The 16,421-nt window shown below is 66.6% G+C and carries 6 protein-coding genes and 1 tRNA gene; 1 reads left to right on the top strand and 6 read right to left on the bottom strand.

Annotated features, from left to right (window positions below; genetic code table 11):
• Positions 1-13 precede the first annotated feature (13 nt).
• Positions 14-1,942, bottom strand: a complete 1,929-nt coding sequence (locus tag IPK69_12785; protein QQS08836.1) for a DsbA family protein — start codon at positions 1,940-1,942, stop codon at positions 14-16.
• Between the two features lie 281 nt (positions 1,943-2,223).
• On the opposite strand from IPK69_12785, the gene IPK69_12780 reads away from it, so the two are divergent.
• Positions 2,224-3,924 (top strand): hypothetical protein, encoded by a 1,701-nt coding sequence (locus tag IPK69_12780; protein QQS08835.1) that lies wholly within the window; start codon positions 2,224-2,226, stop codon positions 3,922-3,924.
• 93 nt (positions 3,925-4,017) lie between these two features.
• On the opposite strand, the gene IPK69_12775 is transcribed toward IPK69_12780, so the two are convergent.
• The 5 genes from IPK69_12775 to IPK69_12755 form a co-directional block, all read right to left on the bottom strand.
• Entirely contained in the window at positions 4,018-5,691 is a 1,674-nt protein-coding gene (locus tag IPK69_12775) for a S8 family serine peptidase (GenBank protein QQS08834.1), read from the bottom strand.
• A 286-nt stretch (positions 5,692-5,977) separates the two neighbouring features.
• Entirely contained in the window at positions 5,978-9,172 is a 3,195-nt protein-coding gene (locus IPK69_12770; GenBank protein ID QQS08833.1) for a DEAD/DEAH box helicase, read from the bottom strand.
• Positions 9,173-9,212: 40 nt separating this feature from the next.
• Positions 9,213-9,285, bottom strand: a tRNA-Lys gene (locus IPK69_12765).
• A gap of 129 nt (positions 9,286-9,414) precedes the next feature.
• A complete protein-coding gene (locus IPK69_12760; protein QQS08832.1) occupies positions 9,415-14,832 on the bottom strand; it encodes a S8 family serine peptidase in 5,418 nt (1,805 codons plus the stop codon).
• Positions 14,833-15,096: 264 nt separating this feature from the next.
• Positions 15,097-16,404, bottom strand: a complete 1,308-nt coding sequence (locus tag IPK69_12755; GenBank protein ID QQS08831.1) for a hypothetical protein — start codon at positions 16,402-16,404, stop codon at positions 15,097-15,099.
• Positions 16,405-16,421: the final 17 nt, after the last annotated feature.

Here is a 16,421-nt window from a genome sequence, read left to right as displayed (position 1 = left end):
GGAATGGTGTGGCTCAGGGCTTGGTGGCAAGATCGCGGGCCTTCTCGAAGAGTTTGGGGAGAAGATTCTCCTCGCCGACCTTCCACGATCTCGCGTGCTTCCCGTTGATGAGGATGAAGGGAATCTCGCGAATCCCGAGTTGCTTGGCGAGCGCCGTGTCGCTGTTGATCTTCGCCTGAACGTCAGGCAGGCTCATGGCGTCGACAAGGGCCGAGGGTTGGGCGCCGATCGCGCCGGCGACGCCCGCGAGGGCCGCCTCAGGCTCGTACGTCGCGCGATGCGCGAGGATCCAATCAAGAGCGGCGGCATACCCGTTGTCGCCGGCGACAAACGCGGACGCCTCCAGGAGTTTCGCGGCGTGGCACGCATACGGGTGGAGGTTCACCTCGGTCTGGGAGTTGCAGTCGGTGTTCACCGGGAAGTGCGCGAAGGCGTAGCGGATCTGGTACGAGCCGCCGGAGGTGAACGCACGAAGCACGGTGTCGGCCTCGGCGGTGCCCGGCTCGTTCAGATCGCCGAACATCACGACCTGCACGGGCGAGTTCGATGGGCCGAAGGCGTGGGCGAAGAGCGACGCGGGAATGGTGGCGGCCGGGGATTTCTGCCACAGATCGATGGCGCGACCGGCCGCGTCGAGGGGCGAGTCGGTGGCGGCGGTCGCGGGCGCGGGGCGAGCCGCATACGCCGCATCGATCGCCTGGGTGAGGGCGTTGGGGATGGTGTAGCCACGGAGTTCGACGCCGTTGACGAAGATCATGGGCGTGTGATCGATGCCGCGCGACCAGGCCTCGTCAACATCGCTCGCGATCAACGCGTTGATCTCGGGCGATTCCATCAAGGGCATGAAGCGATCGGCGTTGAGACCCTGCTTGGTCACGGCGGCGCGGAGGGTCACCGCGTCGAAGGAGCCATTGACCGAGAAAAGCCAGCGGTGCATCTTCCAGAACGCCTCGGAACCGCCGAGTTTCCCAGCGATCTCGGCGGCATAGGCCGCGAAGCAGGCATCGGCGTGGTAGTTCTGTGTGAGGCGCGGGTTGCATGTCGTGGACATCGGGAAGTGCTTGATGGAGGCCGCGAGATCCGGATGGGCGGCGATCGACGCCTCGAGTTGGGCCTCGATGCCCTTGCAATCCGGGCACTGGTAGTCGGTGTAGAGCACGACACGAACGGGCGAAACCTCGGGACCAAGGCGATAGCGGCCCTCGAAAGGCGCGGACGTGGGGTGGGGTATTGAGGTTGTAGGAGTTGTGGCGTTGGATGGAGTCGCGTTGTTGGTGTTCGGAGTGTTGACTGCTCCTGTCTCCCCGGCGCGGGTCGCTTCGGCGATGCGTTTGGTGGACTCGGCGAGTTCGGACTTCTGCTGATCGACGAAGGCGAGATACGACCCCTGCAACGCCGCCAGAGCAACGAGGGCCGTGATGAAGAAGACGGGGAGGACGCGCGGGGCGACCGATGACGGGGCGCGCGTGGCGCGGCGCATCGCGATGGCGAGAGCGATCGCTGCCGTGTGATACGCCGTGCAATACGAGCACATCATCTTCGCGCCGAGCATGATGCCGAAATAGACCAGCGAGCCGATGGCGGCGGCACGGGAGATCCACCCGAGCGCCCGCGGGTAAGGCGGCTTGGCGACGAGGAGGGCGGCGAGCATGGCGATCGAGTACGCCAGCCCAATGAAGGCGATAGGCATGCCGGTCGAGGGCGGGACCTTGGCCCACTCGCTCCGAGCGGCCAGGTCACAGGGGCTACCGGCGCCGCAACCTGGAGCGGCCATGACCTTCAGGTGGTGGAACGCAAGGATGCCCGTGGTGGCGACCATGCAGATGGCGAAGGCGACGAAGGCGGTGCGGACCCAGTCTGGCCACGAACGCGGATCACCATCGGAACCATTGGCGGCGGCTGGAGATACGCGGCGTGGGTCAGGCTTTCCGTGCTGTGGCATGCAATGTCCTCGCTGTCGGAACGTTGATCATTACTCTCGTGGGGGTCCAATCTGGAGGCCGGGGCCGAGACCCAAGACTTGGGTTGCATGAGAGCCGCGGCGAGGTTCGCCCCGGGCATTCCCCGCCACCGAGTCATCGGTCTTGGCTCCGCCTCTCAGTTTGGTTCTTGTTCATGTTGCACCAATTGTGATTATCGGGTACACCATGAATCGGGGTTGAGGCGTTTCGGCGCGGCCGCTCTCTCGTGGCGGGCGCCGACGACCACTCCAAGGAGTTTTCGATGATGTGGAATCTTTCAGTCCGCGGTTTGATCGGTGCGCTGGCGGGGTGTTGCCTTGTGGCGACGTCCGCGAGCGCGCAGAACACCAATGCCGGCGCGTGCTGCGTCCAGGCCAACGGCGCGGTGACCTGCAGCGTCGTGACTCCCGAAGCGTGCCTGCAGATGCGCGGCCTGTTCCGTGGTCCCGGGACGACCTGCGGCGACAACGGGTCGTGCCCGACCATCCAGCCCCAGACCGGCGCGTGCTGCATCCCCAGCCCCACCCCGACCACACCGATCATTTGTTTGCAGACGACTCAGGCCGGGTGCGCCGAGCGTGGAGGGACGTGGGGAGGTTTGGGAACGAACTGTGTGACCAACGGCTGCGCCCCGATTCCGCTGGGCGCGTGCTGCCTTCCGGCGAACGTCGCCGGCGCCATCGGCGGTTGCATTCTGGCGACTGAAGCCATCTGCGCCCAGCGTGGCGGGACGTGGCACGGCTCTGGCTCGACGTGCAACACGGTTGACTGCCCGATCGTCCAGCCGGTGCTTGGCGCGTGCTGCGTGCCAATCTCGCCCGCGGGCGGCCCGGCGTGCGTCATGGTGATCGAGTCCATCTGCATCGCCCAGGGCGGGCAGTGGCACGGCGCCGGCTCCGACTGCACGACGATCTTGTGCGCGCCGCCACCGCCTCGCGGCGCGTGCTGCATCCGCGTCCTCAGCCAGAATGGGTTCATCACGACGTGCGTGATGGACACACAAGCCGGTTGCGCCGAGCGCCAGGGTCAGTGGCGCGGCGCCGGATCGGCGTGCAGCGACAACGGGATCTGCCCGGATGTCCAACCCCTGACCGGGGCCTGCTGCCTTCCCCCGAGTTCCACAAATGCCGGCGGATGCGCCATCCTTATCGAGTCCATCTGTATCGCTCGTGGCGGTCAGTGGCAAGGCGTCGGCTCCTCGTGCGCCAACACCCCGTGCATCGCTCCTCCGACGGGCGCGTGCTGCATCCGCCAGGGCGCCATCGTGGACCGCTGCGAGGTCATGACCGCCCGCGCCTGTATCGAGGGCGGCTGGCGCTACCAGGGCAACGGCACCACCTGCAACAACACCATCTGCCTTCCGACCCCAACCGGCGCGTGCTGCGTCGTCGGCAAGGACGGCACGACGTGTAGCGTGTTGACCGCACGCCAATGTCTTGAGGCCGGTGGACGGTACCGCGGCAACTTTGTCCCGTGCGGCGAGAACACGTGTGTTCGTCCGCCCCAGCCGACGGGCGCGTGCTGCATCCGCCAGGGTGCCGTCATCGACCGCTGCGAGGTCATGACCCTCCGGGCGTGCCTTGAGGCTCATGGTCGCTATCGCGGGAACGGCTCGGCGTGCACGGACTCGACCTGTGTCCCGCCCGCGCCCCCGACCGGCGCGTGCTGCGTCCCCGGAAAAGACGGGCTCTCGTGCGTGGTCCTCTCGCGTCGCGAGTGCTTCGCCCGAGGCGGACACTATCGCGGGGACAACGCCGAGTGTGGGCCCGAATCGTGCGTCGCCTCGACGTGCCCCTGCGACTGGGATCACAACGGGCTGATTAACAGCAACGACCTCCGCGAGTTCGTCGAGGACTTCCGCGCGGGCAACGCCGACTTCAACGACGACGGCGAGACCAACAACGACGACGTGCGAGCGTTCGTCGAGTGCATGGTCGATTCGCGCGACGGATGCGCCAACTAACGGAGGCTCTTCCTCCACAAGTCCGGATCGTTCGGCCGGCCCGCGCCCTCTGGCGTGGGCCGGCTTTTTTCGTGCCCGATGTGCGCACCCGTCCTACGCGGCCTCCGGCAGCCCCTCGCCGATCGGCGTGCTCACCTGCAGCAGCGACTCGGGAAGCGACGCCGGCATGCTGACCGTTTGCGTCACGGGCCCAAGGCGGATATCAAGGCGTGATCGTGCGGCGATGACGCTCGATGGTGCCACCGAGATCGGCATCGTGTACATCGACGGCGCGTCGGCCTCGAGCGACATTCGACGGGCCGAACGGCTGTAGACCGTCTTCGTGACGGTCGTCGTCGGCGCCGGAGCGGAGGCCACCGGCTGCGACGGCGGTGGCGGGGCACTGGGAGCAGGGGGCGGCGGTGCGGCCATGTCGAGGATCTTCTGACCCATCGCGTAGACATCGAGCCGCTTAAACGTCGCGCCGGTGTTCGCGACGCTGTCGATCTCGTCGTCGCCATCGACGATGTTGACCGCCGTCGACGTGATAATCGAGCGGAACTCGCCGGTGGTCAGGCGACGCCCCAGGACCTGTGTCGCGATCTGGTCGGCGAGGACGGCCGCACCCGTAACAATCGGCGAGGCCTGGCTCGTGCCGGTGTACGACGAGATCCCGCCGTACTGGTTCGGGCCATAGATGTTCACACCTGGAGCAAAGATCGGAGTCATGCTGGTGCTGCGCTGCGAGAAGGGAGCAACCTTGTCCACAGCGGCGTCGGCCCACTTGGTGCCGGAGATCCACGTCCCCGAGCCTCCCGCGAAGACCGCGCCGACACCGATCACGTTCGGATCGGCGGCCGGATACGCGACGCCCTGCTTCGAGCCGAGTTCGGCGTATGAGTTGCCCGCGGCGGCGACGACCTTGACGTTCATCGACGCGAGTTGGGCGAGTTCGTCGCTGATGGAGTACATCTGCTGCGCGGTGGCGTAGTTGCCGCCGTCGCCGAGCGAGAGGTTCACCGCGGAGATGTTGAACTGCTGGGCGAAGTAGGCGACCCAGGCAAGGGCCTTCTCGACGGTGGCGAAACTGGCGCCGCCGGTGTCAGTGAAGACCTTGAGAGCGATGATGTCGGTCCCCGGCGCGATCCCGCCGTAGGTCGGATTGATGCCGGCGATGATGCCCGCAACGTTGGTCCCGTGCCCGTTGTAGTCGGTGGCGTCGTGGTCCTCATAAGCAAAGTCGTACTGGATTCTGATGTGATCGCCGACACCGTCGCCGTTTCCATCGGTCCCGAAGAAGGGATGGTCGAGATCGATGCCGGTGTCGATGATGACGGTGGAGAAGCCGCGACCGTCGATCCCGGCGAAGCGCGGGTCGGCGCGGAGTTTGTCGAGACCGATGAGCGACCACGGGGCCGAGGGCGACGGTGCGACATACGGCACGTCGGGGGGCGTCGCGGGCTGGGCTGGCGCGGGAGTCGGTGTCGGCGTTGGCTCGGGTGTTGGCGTTGGTGTCGGAGTGGGTGTAGGCGTCGTGGATGCGGCCCGGCGGGCGGCACGCGTCGCGGCGAGGATCTCGATCGAGTGATCACTACGAGCACCCGCTCCATGATCACTCGACGGGCTGAGGCGATTTTCGCGGAGGCTCTCGATAATCGGCGCGGGCGCATGATCCGGCGGGACGGGGGGAAGATCGATCGAGGTCGTGGCGCTCAGGTGCGTGCGAGGCTCGAGTGGCTCGCAGCGGGATGGATCGCCGGGTCTGGATGCCGATCCGCGGGACGGCATGGCCCGGCGCGGAGCCTGCCCGTTCCGAGCCACGAGCCACGACGAGATTGTCCGAGAACTGATGGTCCACCACGACGCCATAGAGCGACTCCACACGGGCCAGAAATGATGCGGGCGCAATGCCCGGCATGGCGAGTGTGCGATTCGGTGCGGCGGGATGCCAGCGTTTCTCGCGTGGTGTGTGGTTCTGGAGATTCCCCAGTCGTCACGACCCAAAGCGACGAGGCCGGGTTCGCGAGATTCTGGGACGATGTCGCTGTTCAACTCCCCCACAGCCACGCAGTCGTTACTCGTCGTCGATGGCGTCGCGGCGGAGCGTGAGGAGGTCGCGGAGTTGGCTGCTGTCGAGTTCGGTGAGCCACTGCTCGCCGGAACCGATAATCTGCTCGGCGAGAGCGGTCTTGGACTCGATCATCTGGTCGATCCGTTCCTCGAGCGTGCCCTGGACGACGAACTTGTGGACCTGGACGGTGCGCGTCTGCCCGATGCGGTAGGCGCGGTCGGTCGCCTGGTTCTCGACGGCGGGGTTCCACCAGCGGTCGAAGTGGAAGACGTGCGTCGCCGCGGTGAGGTTGAGACCGACGCCGCCGGCCTTGAGGCTGAGGATGAGGAAGGGGGACGAGTTCGGGTCGTTCTGGAAGGTGTCGATGATGTTCTGGCGCTGCGCCTGGGTTGTGCCGCCATGGAGGAAGAGGACGTCGCGTCCGAACTGGTGACGCAGGAGCGCGGCGAGGATGTGGCCCATCTCGCGGAACTGGGTGAAGATGAGCGACTTGTCCCCCTCGGCGACGACCTCGTCGAGCATCTCGATGAGGCGGATGCACTTGCCCGAGCGCTGCGAGTCGGGCGGGTTGGGCGACTCGGGATCGTGGTCCTTGAGGACGAGCGAGGGGTGGTTGCAGATCTGCTTGAGTTTGATGAGCGTGGCGAGGACGAGCCCGCGGCGCTGGATTCCCTCGGCGGCCTCGACCTCGGCGAGCATGCGCGAGACGCAGGACTCGTAGAGCGAGGCCTGCTCGGCGGTGAGATGCCCGAACTCGCGCGACTCGACCTTGTCGGGGAGATCCGCGACGACGTTGGGGTCGGTCTTGAGGCGGCGGAGCACGAACGGACGGATGAGCGAGCGCAACTGCTCGGAGCGGACCTTGTCGTGGAAGCGTTCGACCGCGACGCCGAAGCGCTGGCGGAAGTTCCCTGATGTGCCGAGATAGCCGGGGTTCAGGAAGTCCATGATGGACCAGAGTTCGGTGAGGCGATTCTCGACGGGCGTGCCGGTGAGCGCGACGCGCCGGGGCGACTGGAGTTCGCGAACGGCCTGGGTCTGCTTCGCTGTCGGATTCTTGATGTACTGGGCCTCGTCGAGGACGACGCGGTGCCAGGGGATCGTTGAGAGGTGCGCCCGGTCGCGATTGGCGAGGGCGTAGGTGGTGATGACGAGATCGGCCTCGCCCGCGGCGATGGCGAGCGACTCACCCTGGAATCGGCCCGTGCCATGGTGCACGAGCACGCGAAGTTCGGGGCAGAATCGGCGCGTCTCGTGGACCCAGTTGCCCACGACCGACATGGGGACGAGCAGGAGTGTCGGGCCGGGCTTCGCGACGTTAGCGGTCGCGTCGGCGGCACGCTCGCGCTCGAGCGCGAGGAGGGCGAGCAACTGGATGGTCTTGCCCAGGCCCATGTCGTCGGCGAGGCAGAGTCCGAAGCCGAGACGCTCCATGTAGTACATCCAGGAGACGCCTCGAGCCTGATACGGGCGGAGCGTGCCATGGAACGTGTCGGGCGTGTCGATAGCCTCGAGTTTGCGTGACTGCAGGTCGCTGGCGAGGAAGCCCTCGAGCCAGCCGGTGGCCTCCATCCCGACGATGGGGATGCCGGACTGCTTGACGTCGGTCGCATAGGCGAGACGCATCGCCTCGAGGACGGACATCTCGCCGCCGGGGTTCTCGCGTATGAAACGCATGGCGGCGGCGAGGTCCTCGGGGCGGATCTCGACCCAGCGTCCGTTGATGCGGACGAGCGGCGTCTTCTTGGCGGCGAGTTGCTCGAACTCGTGGAGCGTGAGGGCCGTGTCGCCGACGGCGATGTCCCAGCGATACTTGACGAGCGCGCCCAGGCCGAGTTGCGGGTTGGCCGCGTTGGTGAGACCGCCGCCCCCCGAGGCGCCGAAGGGATCGGTCTCGGACGATTCGAGTCGAAGCCGTGCGCCGAGTCGCGCGGAGGGGGAGTCCCACCAGTCGGGCGCCTTGACGGAGAATCCCTGCTCGACGAGGATCGGCTTGATCTCGCGCAGGAACTCGTAGGCCTGCTTGGTGGTGAGACCCATGCGCGTGGGCTTGGGCTCGTCGAGGGCACGCTCGAGTCGCGGATAGAGACGCACGGCACGTCCGAGTTCCGCGAGGAGGAGCTCCTGCGGATTCTCGACGCGGACGCCATGCACCACGGCGGAGTCGCCCGGGAGGATCCAGACGTCGTCGGCATCGATCACCAGGCCCGGACGGTCCACGGATTCCAAGTGGAACGTCAGTTGCCACTCGGCGTCGGTGGTCTCCTCGGTCGGGTCGAGCATGAACGGCTCGGCGAGTTTGAAGCAGAGTCGCCAGGCGGAGCCTTCGCCACGATCCTCGAGCAGGCCGATCCAGTGGCGGACACGCTTGGCGAGGTCGGGGCGATGCTGCGGCAGGACGGGAATGTCGTCGTTGGTGGCGAGCAGGCCACTGAGCCAGGCGACGTGGGGATCGTGGGCGGCGTTGCGCTCGCGGATGGCGTCCTCGAAGTCCTCGCGCATCAGAGCGCGACGGCATTCGGCGTTGATCACCTCGCGCAAGAACGCATCGACGATCGGCCAGGGCTGGTGATTCGTGGCGTCCACGGCGGCGCGGGCGCTCGCGGGCATGGCGGCGAGGAGGGCCGCCGTGCGTGCCGCGTTGGCCTGGTCGCTCAGCCACGGCGCCCAGCACCCGGAGAGTTCGCCGCTCGCGGACTGCATGAGCATGGGGACAAATCGCTGCTGGGCGAGGAGGGACCGCGCGAAGTCGGCGAGCGAGGCGAAGAACCGCAGCGAGTCGGCGAGGACAAGTCGCGGTCCGGACTCGGACGAAGAATCGTCAAGGATTTCCGAGAGGAATGAGAGCGTGTGTCCGGGCGGGGCGACGCGAGCCGGGACCGTGGCGCTCGCGAGGACGAGCGTGGCCGCCTCGTGCGTGGTGGAGTGGCCGAGCGCCAGGGCGAGGCGGGCGCTGGGGAGGACCGTGCCGGAGAGCGCGGGGAGGCGCACCTCGAGTTGGAGCGCCTCGGGCTCGTGCGACCTGGCCCAGGAGGATCGGGCGCGAATCGCGGGGAGTGGATCGATCGCGTGGGGATGGACCGCGACGGTTTCGGTCGCGCTCTGGGCCGGGTGGGGCGCACCGGAGTGCTCGGCCCAGAGGACCAGGCTCGCGTCGTGCCAGGCGGCGTGGAGGACGTAGAGGGATGGGTCGTGCACGCGAACTCCCGGAGGAGCGCGGACGCACCCCTCGAATGAATGAGGGCGCAGGGACTCGAACCCTGGACCTACGGCTTAAAAGGCCGCTGCTCTACCAACTGAGCTACGCCCTCGCTGGCGTGTGTGCCCGGACATGCCGGGCAACGTTTTTGGACCCGGATCGTAGCGCGACGACGCGGCAAAAACGCCACGGCCTCCACGATGTCGTGGAGGCCGTGGTGCGTTTGATGGTTCGTGTTGCTTTAGAGCACGGCACCTGAGATGCCCAGGGGCGTGCCGAGGGTGCTGAAGGCGTTGCCGGTCACGAGGTCGGCCCGGCCGTAGGAGGCGACGATGGGCTTGGAGGCCTTGATGGTGATCCCATAGAACGCGTCGGCGTTGCGGCGCGTGCCCGTGATGAAGTCGTCCACGTTGAACTCGGCGACACGGCGGGAGTTGACGGTGCGACGGAAGACCTCGCTGCCCGGCGTGCCGGCGTAGTTGATCGTGATCTCGATCGTCACGTCGGCGTTCGACGGGTTGAAGACGCGGAGGTACTCGTTGACGAGGCGGACGTTGCCGCCCGGGCGGAAACCGTCGCCGAAGGTCCAGTAGGTATACGCGCGGTCGGCAGTGGAGCCGAGGACAGTGTTGCTGAAGGCCTGCGAGGGCGTCATCACCGAGACGGGAGCGGTGGCGGTGTAGGTCATGCTGTAGGCCTGGCCCGTGGGGAAGCCCGAGAGCGTGGCGAGGTTGAGTTCGCGGACGCTGCGGGCGGGGACGCTCAGGAGGCGACGATCGGCGCTGCCGTTGGCGAAGATGAAGGTGAAGGTGACGGTGGAGGTTGTGGCGCCGGCGTTGAAGACCGAGACGGTCTCGGCGGTGGCATTGAGGCCGAACTGCCCGTCGGGATTCACGCCCGAGGTCGAGCCAAGCCCGACGTTGCCCAGGGCGGCCTCGGCGCGCTGGCCCGCCGCGTCGTAGCGAGAGACCGAGGCGACGATCGGCGACGCCGCGACGACGCTGACGGCATACACGCCATCGGGCAGCAACTGCGAGACGCTGTTCTGATCGAAGTATCGATCGTTGATCGCCATGCCGCCACGGCGGTGGGCCTCGACGGCGATCGGCACGGTGATCGATGCTCCACCAGACTTGGGCACGAAGGTGAGCGTGACGGTCTGGGTGGTGTCGGTGGGGTTGAAGAGGAGGATGAAGTCACGGTTGGCGCCGCCCTTGGCGACCTCGGGGAAGGTCCACGAGGCGCTCGTGCGGCTGGTGAAGGACTCGCCCGCGGTGCGGACGGCTCCGCCCGTGAGGTTGCCGTCGACGTGGGTGAACGTCGTCGAGATGGGCTTCTCGGAGCGGATCTCGAGGGCGTATGGCGCGTTGTTGCGGTTGATGGTCGCGGTGGACGCGGCGAAGGAGGCCGGCGAGAGGAGTTCGAGGCTGGTGCGCTGGCCGGCGGTGAGCGTGGAATCGAAGATGAGTTGGTCGCGGACGCCGGTCTCGAAGCGGGCGATGACGACGACTCGTGTGGCCGCGGCGCTGGGGTTCACGAGGCTCAGCGTGGTAGTGATGTTCGGCCCGGAGAAGCCTTCCGGGTAATAGAGCGAGTAGGGGAGCGTCGGAATGGTGACGAGCGAGCCGCCGGTCTGAAGGGCCTCGGGGGCGGGGTTGTCGCTGGTGATGATGATGTTGCCGGCGTTGTTGGTGACGGTGGCGGTGAGGTGGCCCGAGCCAGACCCGTTGTTCACCTGCCCGTACATCGAGGCGGTGGAGGCGGGGTCGTTGCCCATGAAGATGAAGTAGCGGAGACGCGTCGAGGCACCGGCGTCGAGCGTGCCGACGTTGAAGCCGATCGCGAGTTGCCCGTCGAGCGAGGTCCCCTCGGGGTCGCTCGCGGGGAGGGCGAAGAACTGATTGGGATCGCGGAGCGTGGTCGTCGCGTTGACGACGTTGACCGAGGCGCGAGTGTCGGCGGCGGGAGCGCCGAGGGCAACAGTGAGGCCCTGCTGGAACGTGTTGTTGGTGAAGGTGGCGCGGATGTATCGACCATCGACGTCGATCGCCGTGTTGGGCGTGTTGTCGGCGGTGGACTGACCGGGATTCGGGTTGAAGCCCTCGAGCCAGCCGACGCCCGTGAGCGAGGAGGTACCGATGTTGGAGAGGACGATATCGATGGCGATGAAGGAGTCGCCGTCGGCGAAGGAGAGCGTGCGCTGGACGCGCAGACCGCGGTAGATACCCGTCGCGGTGAGGGCGTTGTTGAACTCGTCAGAGGTGGAGATGAGCGAGAAGGGGAGTTGCGTCGTGCCGCCGGGGCCGTTGTTGAAGAAACTCCCGGCGGAGGAGCCGGCGCTGATGAAGGTCTGGACGTTTCCGGTAAGGAACTCGAGGGGCGTCGTGCCGAACTGCAGGCCGACGGTGTTGCCGTTCGAATCCGCGGCGTTGAGCGTGCCATCGGTCCCGACGCCGACGTTGATGAGCGTGCCGTCAAGGACTGTGCCGGGGTCGCCGACGCCTGCGGTGACGGTGATGCTGAGGCGATAGTTGCCGGTGGTGGCGCCGGTGTTGGTGGCGTTGTCGCTGGTGTTGAGGGGGTTGTAGGTGGTGTTGCCCGACTCGGAGACGGCGATGTAGTACGTGCCGCCGGAGGTGAAGATGTAGTTCTCGATGTTGCTGTTGTTGCTCGTCGAGGGGCTGGAGAGGGCGAGTTGTGTGCCCGAAGAGTCAAAGAGCCGCAGAGCGGTGTTGGCCTGGCCCAGCGAGGTCGCGATCACGTTGAGGGACGTGCCGGGATCGACGGTGATCGCGAACATGTCGCGATCGCTCGCGCCGAAGGCGCCATCACCGAGGAAGGCGTCGCGGGCGGCGGTCCCGATGCCGGCGATCTCCGTGACGGGCTTGGCCGTCGTGATGGTGTCGTTGAACTCGAAAGGCCCGAAGATGTTGTTGCCGAAGGTGAAGTCGATGGACCAGTCGATGAGGTTGCCCGAGTTGAGGGGGATGGAATCGACGATCTTGAGGGTCCAGTTGCCGTTGGCGACCTTGCCGTCGAACGCACTGAGTGCGTTGTCGGGGCGATAGGACGTGACGCCGGTGATGCGGTAGTTCTGGATGAGCGTCGAGGCCTCGTCGTCGAGGACGATGCTGGTGATGTTGGCGGTGGAGCCGCCGCGGCGATTGAAGAGGACGACCTCGGTGTTGTCCGGGCCGATGAGCGAGATGGTGAGATCGCTGATGAACGAGTGCGTCAGATTGAGGCGCACGTTGAGGTCGAGAATGCTCCGCGAATCGGTGACGGCGATGGTGGAGGTCGTCGTGCCCTGGGTCTGGTTCTCGGCGACGGGGATGCGCCGCGGGAGGGCCGACGCCGGCGGGGCGTAGTTCACAACCTCGTCCTGCGACAAGCGCACATTCAGGCGCAGGTCGTAGACGCCCAGCGACTGGGTCGTGCCCGAGCCTCCGACGTCCGGGTTGTACGCGGCGTTGCCGAACCCGGAGACGCCGATGTAGTACGTGCCGCCCGAGGCGACGAAGAAGTCAATGAAGGAGTCGGTCCCGAAGAACTGGTCGTTCGACGCGATCTGCTCGCCGCGCGAGTTGAAGAGGCGGATGACGGTGTCGAGGTTGCTGGGGATGGAACGCCGGGCGGCGATGGTCTCGGCGGTAATCTCACCCCCTCGCGCGAGGGTGAGCATGTAGAGATCGACGTCGAGATTGGCGAAGAAGCCGTTGCCGATAGTGGCCCCGTTGAACGACGCGTTCCCGTTGGAGTCGAACGAGACGCTGGTCGCGGTGGCGAGCGTGTCGTTGAGTTCGTTGTCGCCGGTCGGCGCGATCACGCGGAACTCGTGGACCTCGTCCTGTCCGCTCACGGTGTTCCCGTTGAGGAAGTTGCCGTCGGTATCGCGGATGGCGCTCGAGGCCAGGGTCACGCGATAGGTGTCGAGCGGCAAACGCGATCCGGCAAAGGTCGCGAGGTTCAGCGAGATGACGACGCGGCGCGCATCGCCCGCGTCCACGGCGATGCCGGTGACGGGGATCGTGACATCGACGCCGCCGAAGACGCCGTCGGTCCCGCGTCCGATGACGCTCACGCCGCCGGTGTTGAAGAAACTCGGGTTGTTGTCGATGGGCTTGCTGAACTCGAGCGTGATGGTGTTGATGGGAAGGTTGGTGGTCGGATCGTTCTGTCCGGTGACGGGACCAGGATTGGCCGCGGTGAGGACCGGGCCGGCGATCGAGATGATCTCGATGGAACGGGCGACGTTGAGTCGGCCTCCGGAGATCGTGCGTCCCTGCAGGGCGGGGAGCGCGTCGACGCCGTTGAGGATGGCCTGCTTGAGTTGCGTGGGCGACGCCGTGGGAGCGACCGCCTTGAGGAGCGCCGCAGCGCCGGCGACATACGCCGACGAGAAACTCGTGCCGTTCACGAAGTTGAAGGAGCCCGAGAGCCCGGTCGTGAAGATGCCGACGCCCGGCGCGCCGAGATCGACGGTCTGGGCGCCGATGTTCGAGAAGGCCGCGAGGGCGTCGTTGTTGTCGGTGGCGGCGACGCTAATTACGCCCGGGAGTTGGTACGACGCGGGGAAGAACGTGTTGCCATCGTCGAGATCGAGGCCCTGATTGCCCGCGGACGTGACGAAGAGCACACCGGCGTTGTTGAGTTCGGTGATGGCGGTGATCTCGGCCTGGAGCGGGCCGTTGGCGTACGCGTCCTGGCTGATGTCGGCGTAACTCCCGTTCGCCGCGACGATGTTCACGCCGCGTTGCTTGAGGCGCGTGATGTAGTTCTGGGCGGCGATGACGGCGGAGGCGGTGAAGTTCTGTCCGCCCAGGCCCGTCACCTTCACGGGGAGGATCTTGGTGTTCCAACTGACGCCGGTGATTCCCGCGCCGTTGTTGCCGACGGCGGCGATGACGCCCGCGACGCCCGTGCCGTGCCCGGTGGTGTCGGTGACGTTGGGCGAGTTGGTGCCGAAGTCGAAGCCGTTGATGTCGTCGATGACGCCGTTGCCGTCGTCGTCGATCCCATTGCCCGCGATCTCGCCGGTGTTGACCCAGATGTTGGCGGCGAGGTCGGCGTGGGTGAGGTCGATGCCGCTGTCGATGACCGCGACGACCGCGGTGGGATCGCCGATGGTGACATCCCACGCTTCGGCGGCACTGATGTCAGCCCCGGCGGTCCCGAGCGGGCCCGCGCCCGGCGGGATCTGCTGCCCGGAGTTGATCAGCCCCCACTGCTGCGAGAGGCTCGGGTCGTTGGGTGTGGCCGCGAGTTGACGAACCACGTTGGGCTCGATCGCGAGCACGCGACCCATGTCGCCCGAGACGCGTGACGCAGCCTCCTTGGAGACGTAATCGTTCGTCGTGAAGGTGATCCATCGCCCCTCGCCGATGATCTCGAACGACGAGGCCGAGACGCCTAGTCGCGTTGCCGCCTCGCGGGCCACGAGTTCGGCCTGGTCGCTGGTCATGTGGCTGTCGAGCGTGACGATGTAGGACCCGGCAAGAACCGAGACCTCACGTCCACCCCAGTTGATCATCGCCTGTGCGCCGAGATCGGCGGAGAGGAAGACACGCTCCTCGAGACGCTCGAGACGGGCCGGCGCAACGGGAACGCGGCTGGATGAGGGGGCGGAAACGACACGCCGAGCTTTCCGGGCTTTCGACATCGGGCGACTCCATAGCCGTCGCGGTCAGGCGACGACGATTCCACGAACTTCAAGGATGGTCGGCTGCCTCGGTGGCTTCCCCGGGACCATGCCTCTTTGGGGCACAGTCCCGCGGCGTCCGTGCGTCAGAGCGTCCCGCCGTGTGGCGTGGAGGCCTTGCTGACGATCCGAGGGGTCGTCCTTTGACCCCATAAGGCTACGAACGCCGCCGCATCCTGTTGCATCATCTCTAAATTACGCCGCTCGCACAAGTCGGGGCGGATTTCATGGCCCGGTTCCTGACAAAACCTGACCCTGACGAACTCCAACCACCTCATCAGGCCCAATCGCCTTGCCTTCAAACATCCGGCGAATCAGGTCGGCGTGGCGAACGCTTGCGCCCTGATGACGGGTGATGCACGCCCTGCCGGCACGCGCAAGGTCCTGCCGGGCCGAGGGATCCGAGAGCAGTCGACGGATCACATCGCCGAGTTGGTCGGCGGAAACCACTTTCAGACCACCGGCATTCTGGAGAGATGCGACGGCGAACTCAAAATCGCCGAATCTCTGGCCGATGAGTGTGGCCTTTCCGAGGCCGATCGGCTCGACGGGGTCGGAGCCGTGGAGATTGCCGAAGGATCGCCCGACGACGACAAGATCGGCGAGGGCGTAGGCCTTGCCCAGTTCGCCGATGGTGTCGAGGAGGAATCGGGTCGCGCCGGGCGGAACAGGTGACCCTTTGGTCACACTTCGGCGGACGCAGTTCGGCAAGGCGCGCGCGGCCTCGTCGAATCGCTCGGGTTTGCGCGGTGCGCACAGGAGTTGGACCTCGGGCGGGCAGGCGGCGTGGAGCAGGGCTTCCTCGTTGGCGTGCGGACCAGTTTCGAGCGGGCCGGTGCTGCCGGCGACGACGAGTGGTTTGGTACGGTCGATGCCGAGTTCTCTGGCGAGTTGGTCGGCGCCCTCGACGTGGTCGCGGATTTTGGCGGTGTCCCACTTCATCGAGCCGGTGACGGTGCAGCGGCCGGGGACGACACCCATCGTGCGGAAACGCTCGGCGTAGTCCTCGTCCTGCACGGCGGCGAAGGCGAGGCGGGCGAACGTTGGGGCGATGAGGCGGCGGATTTTCCTGTAGCCGCGGAAGGAGCGGGCGCTGAGACGACCATTGATCACGCCGACGGGGATCTCTCGTCGCTGGCACTCGGCAACGAAGTTCGGCCAGACCTCGAGTTCGGTGAGGGCGACAACGCTGGGTCGCACGGCGTCGAGGAAACGGCGCACGCTCCACGAGAAGTCGAGGGGATATCGAACGACTGTCGCCTGAGTGGAATAGATCTCGCGAGCGCGGGCGAGGCCCGTGTCGGTGGTGGCCGAGACGACCACGTCCATGTCCTTGGTGAGCAATGGCACGAGTTCGCGGAGGGCGTTGACCTCGCCGACGGAGACGGCGTGGAGGAGGACGCGTGGGCGATCGATGTTCGCGAGCGCTTGGACGTGCCCGAACCTTTCTCGCCAGCCCTCGCGCTTCTTGGTTGCCCACGCGGGCGCGGTGGCGAGGGCGATTGGGAGGTAGAGCAGGTCGAGGGCGTTCATGCGATCGTGCCGACGAG

The organism is Phycisphaerales bacterium (assembly GCA_016699835.1).
In the GTDB taxonomy this organism is placed as follows: domain Bacteria; phylum Planctomycetota; class Phycisphaerae; order Phycisphaerales; family UBA1924.
The sequence above is the reverse complement of the archived record's forward strand: the minus strand, read 5'-3'. Positions and strand labels throughout refer to the sequence as shown.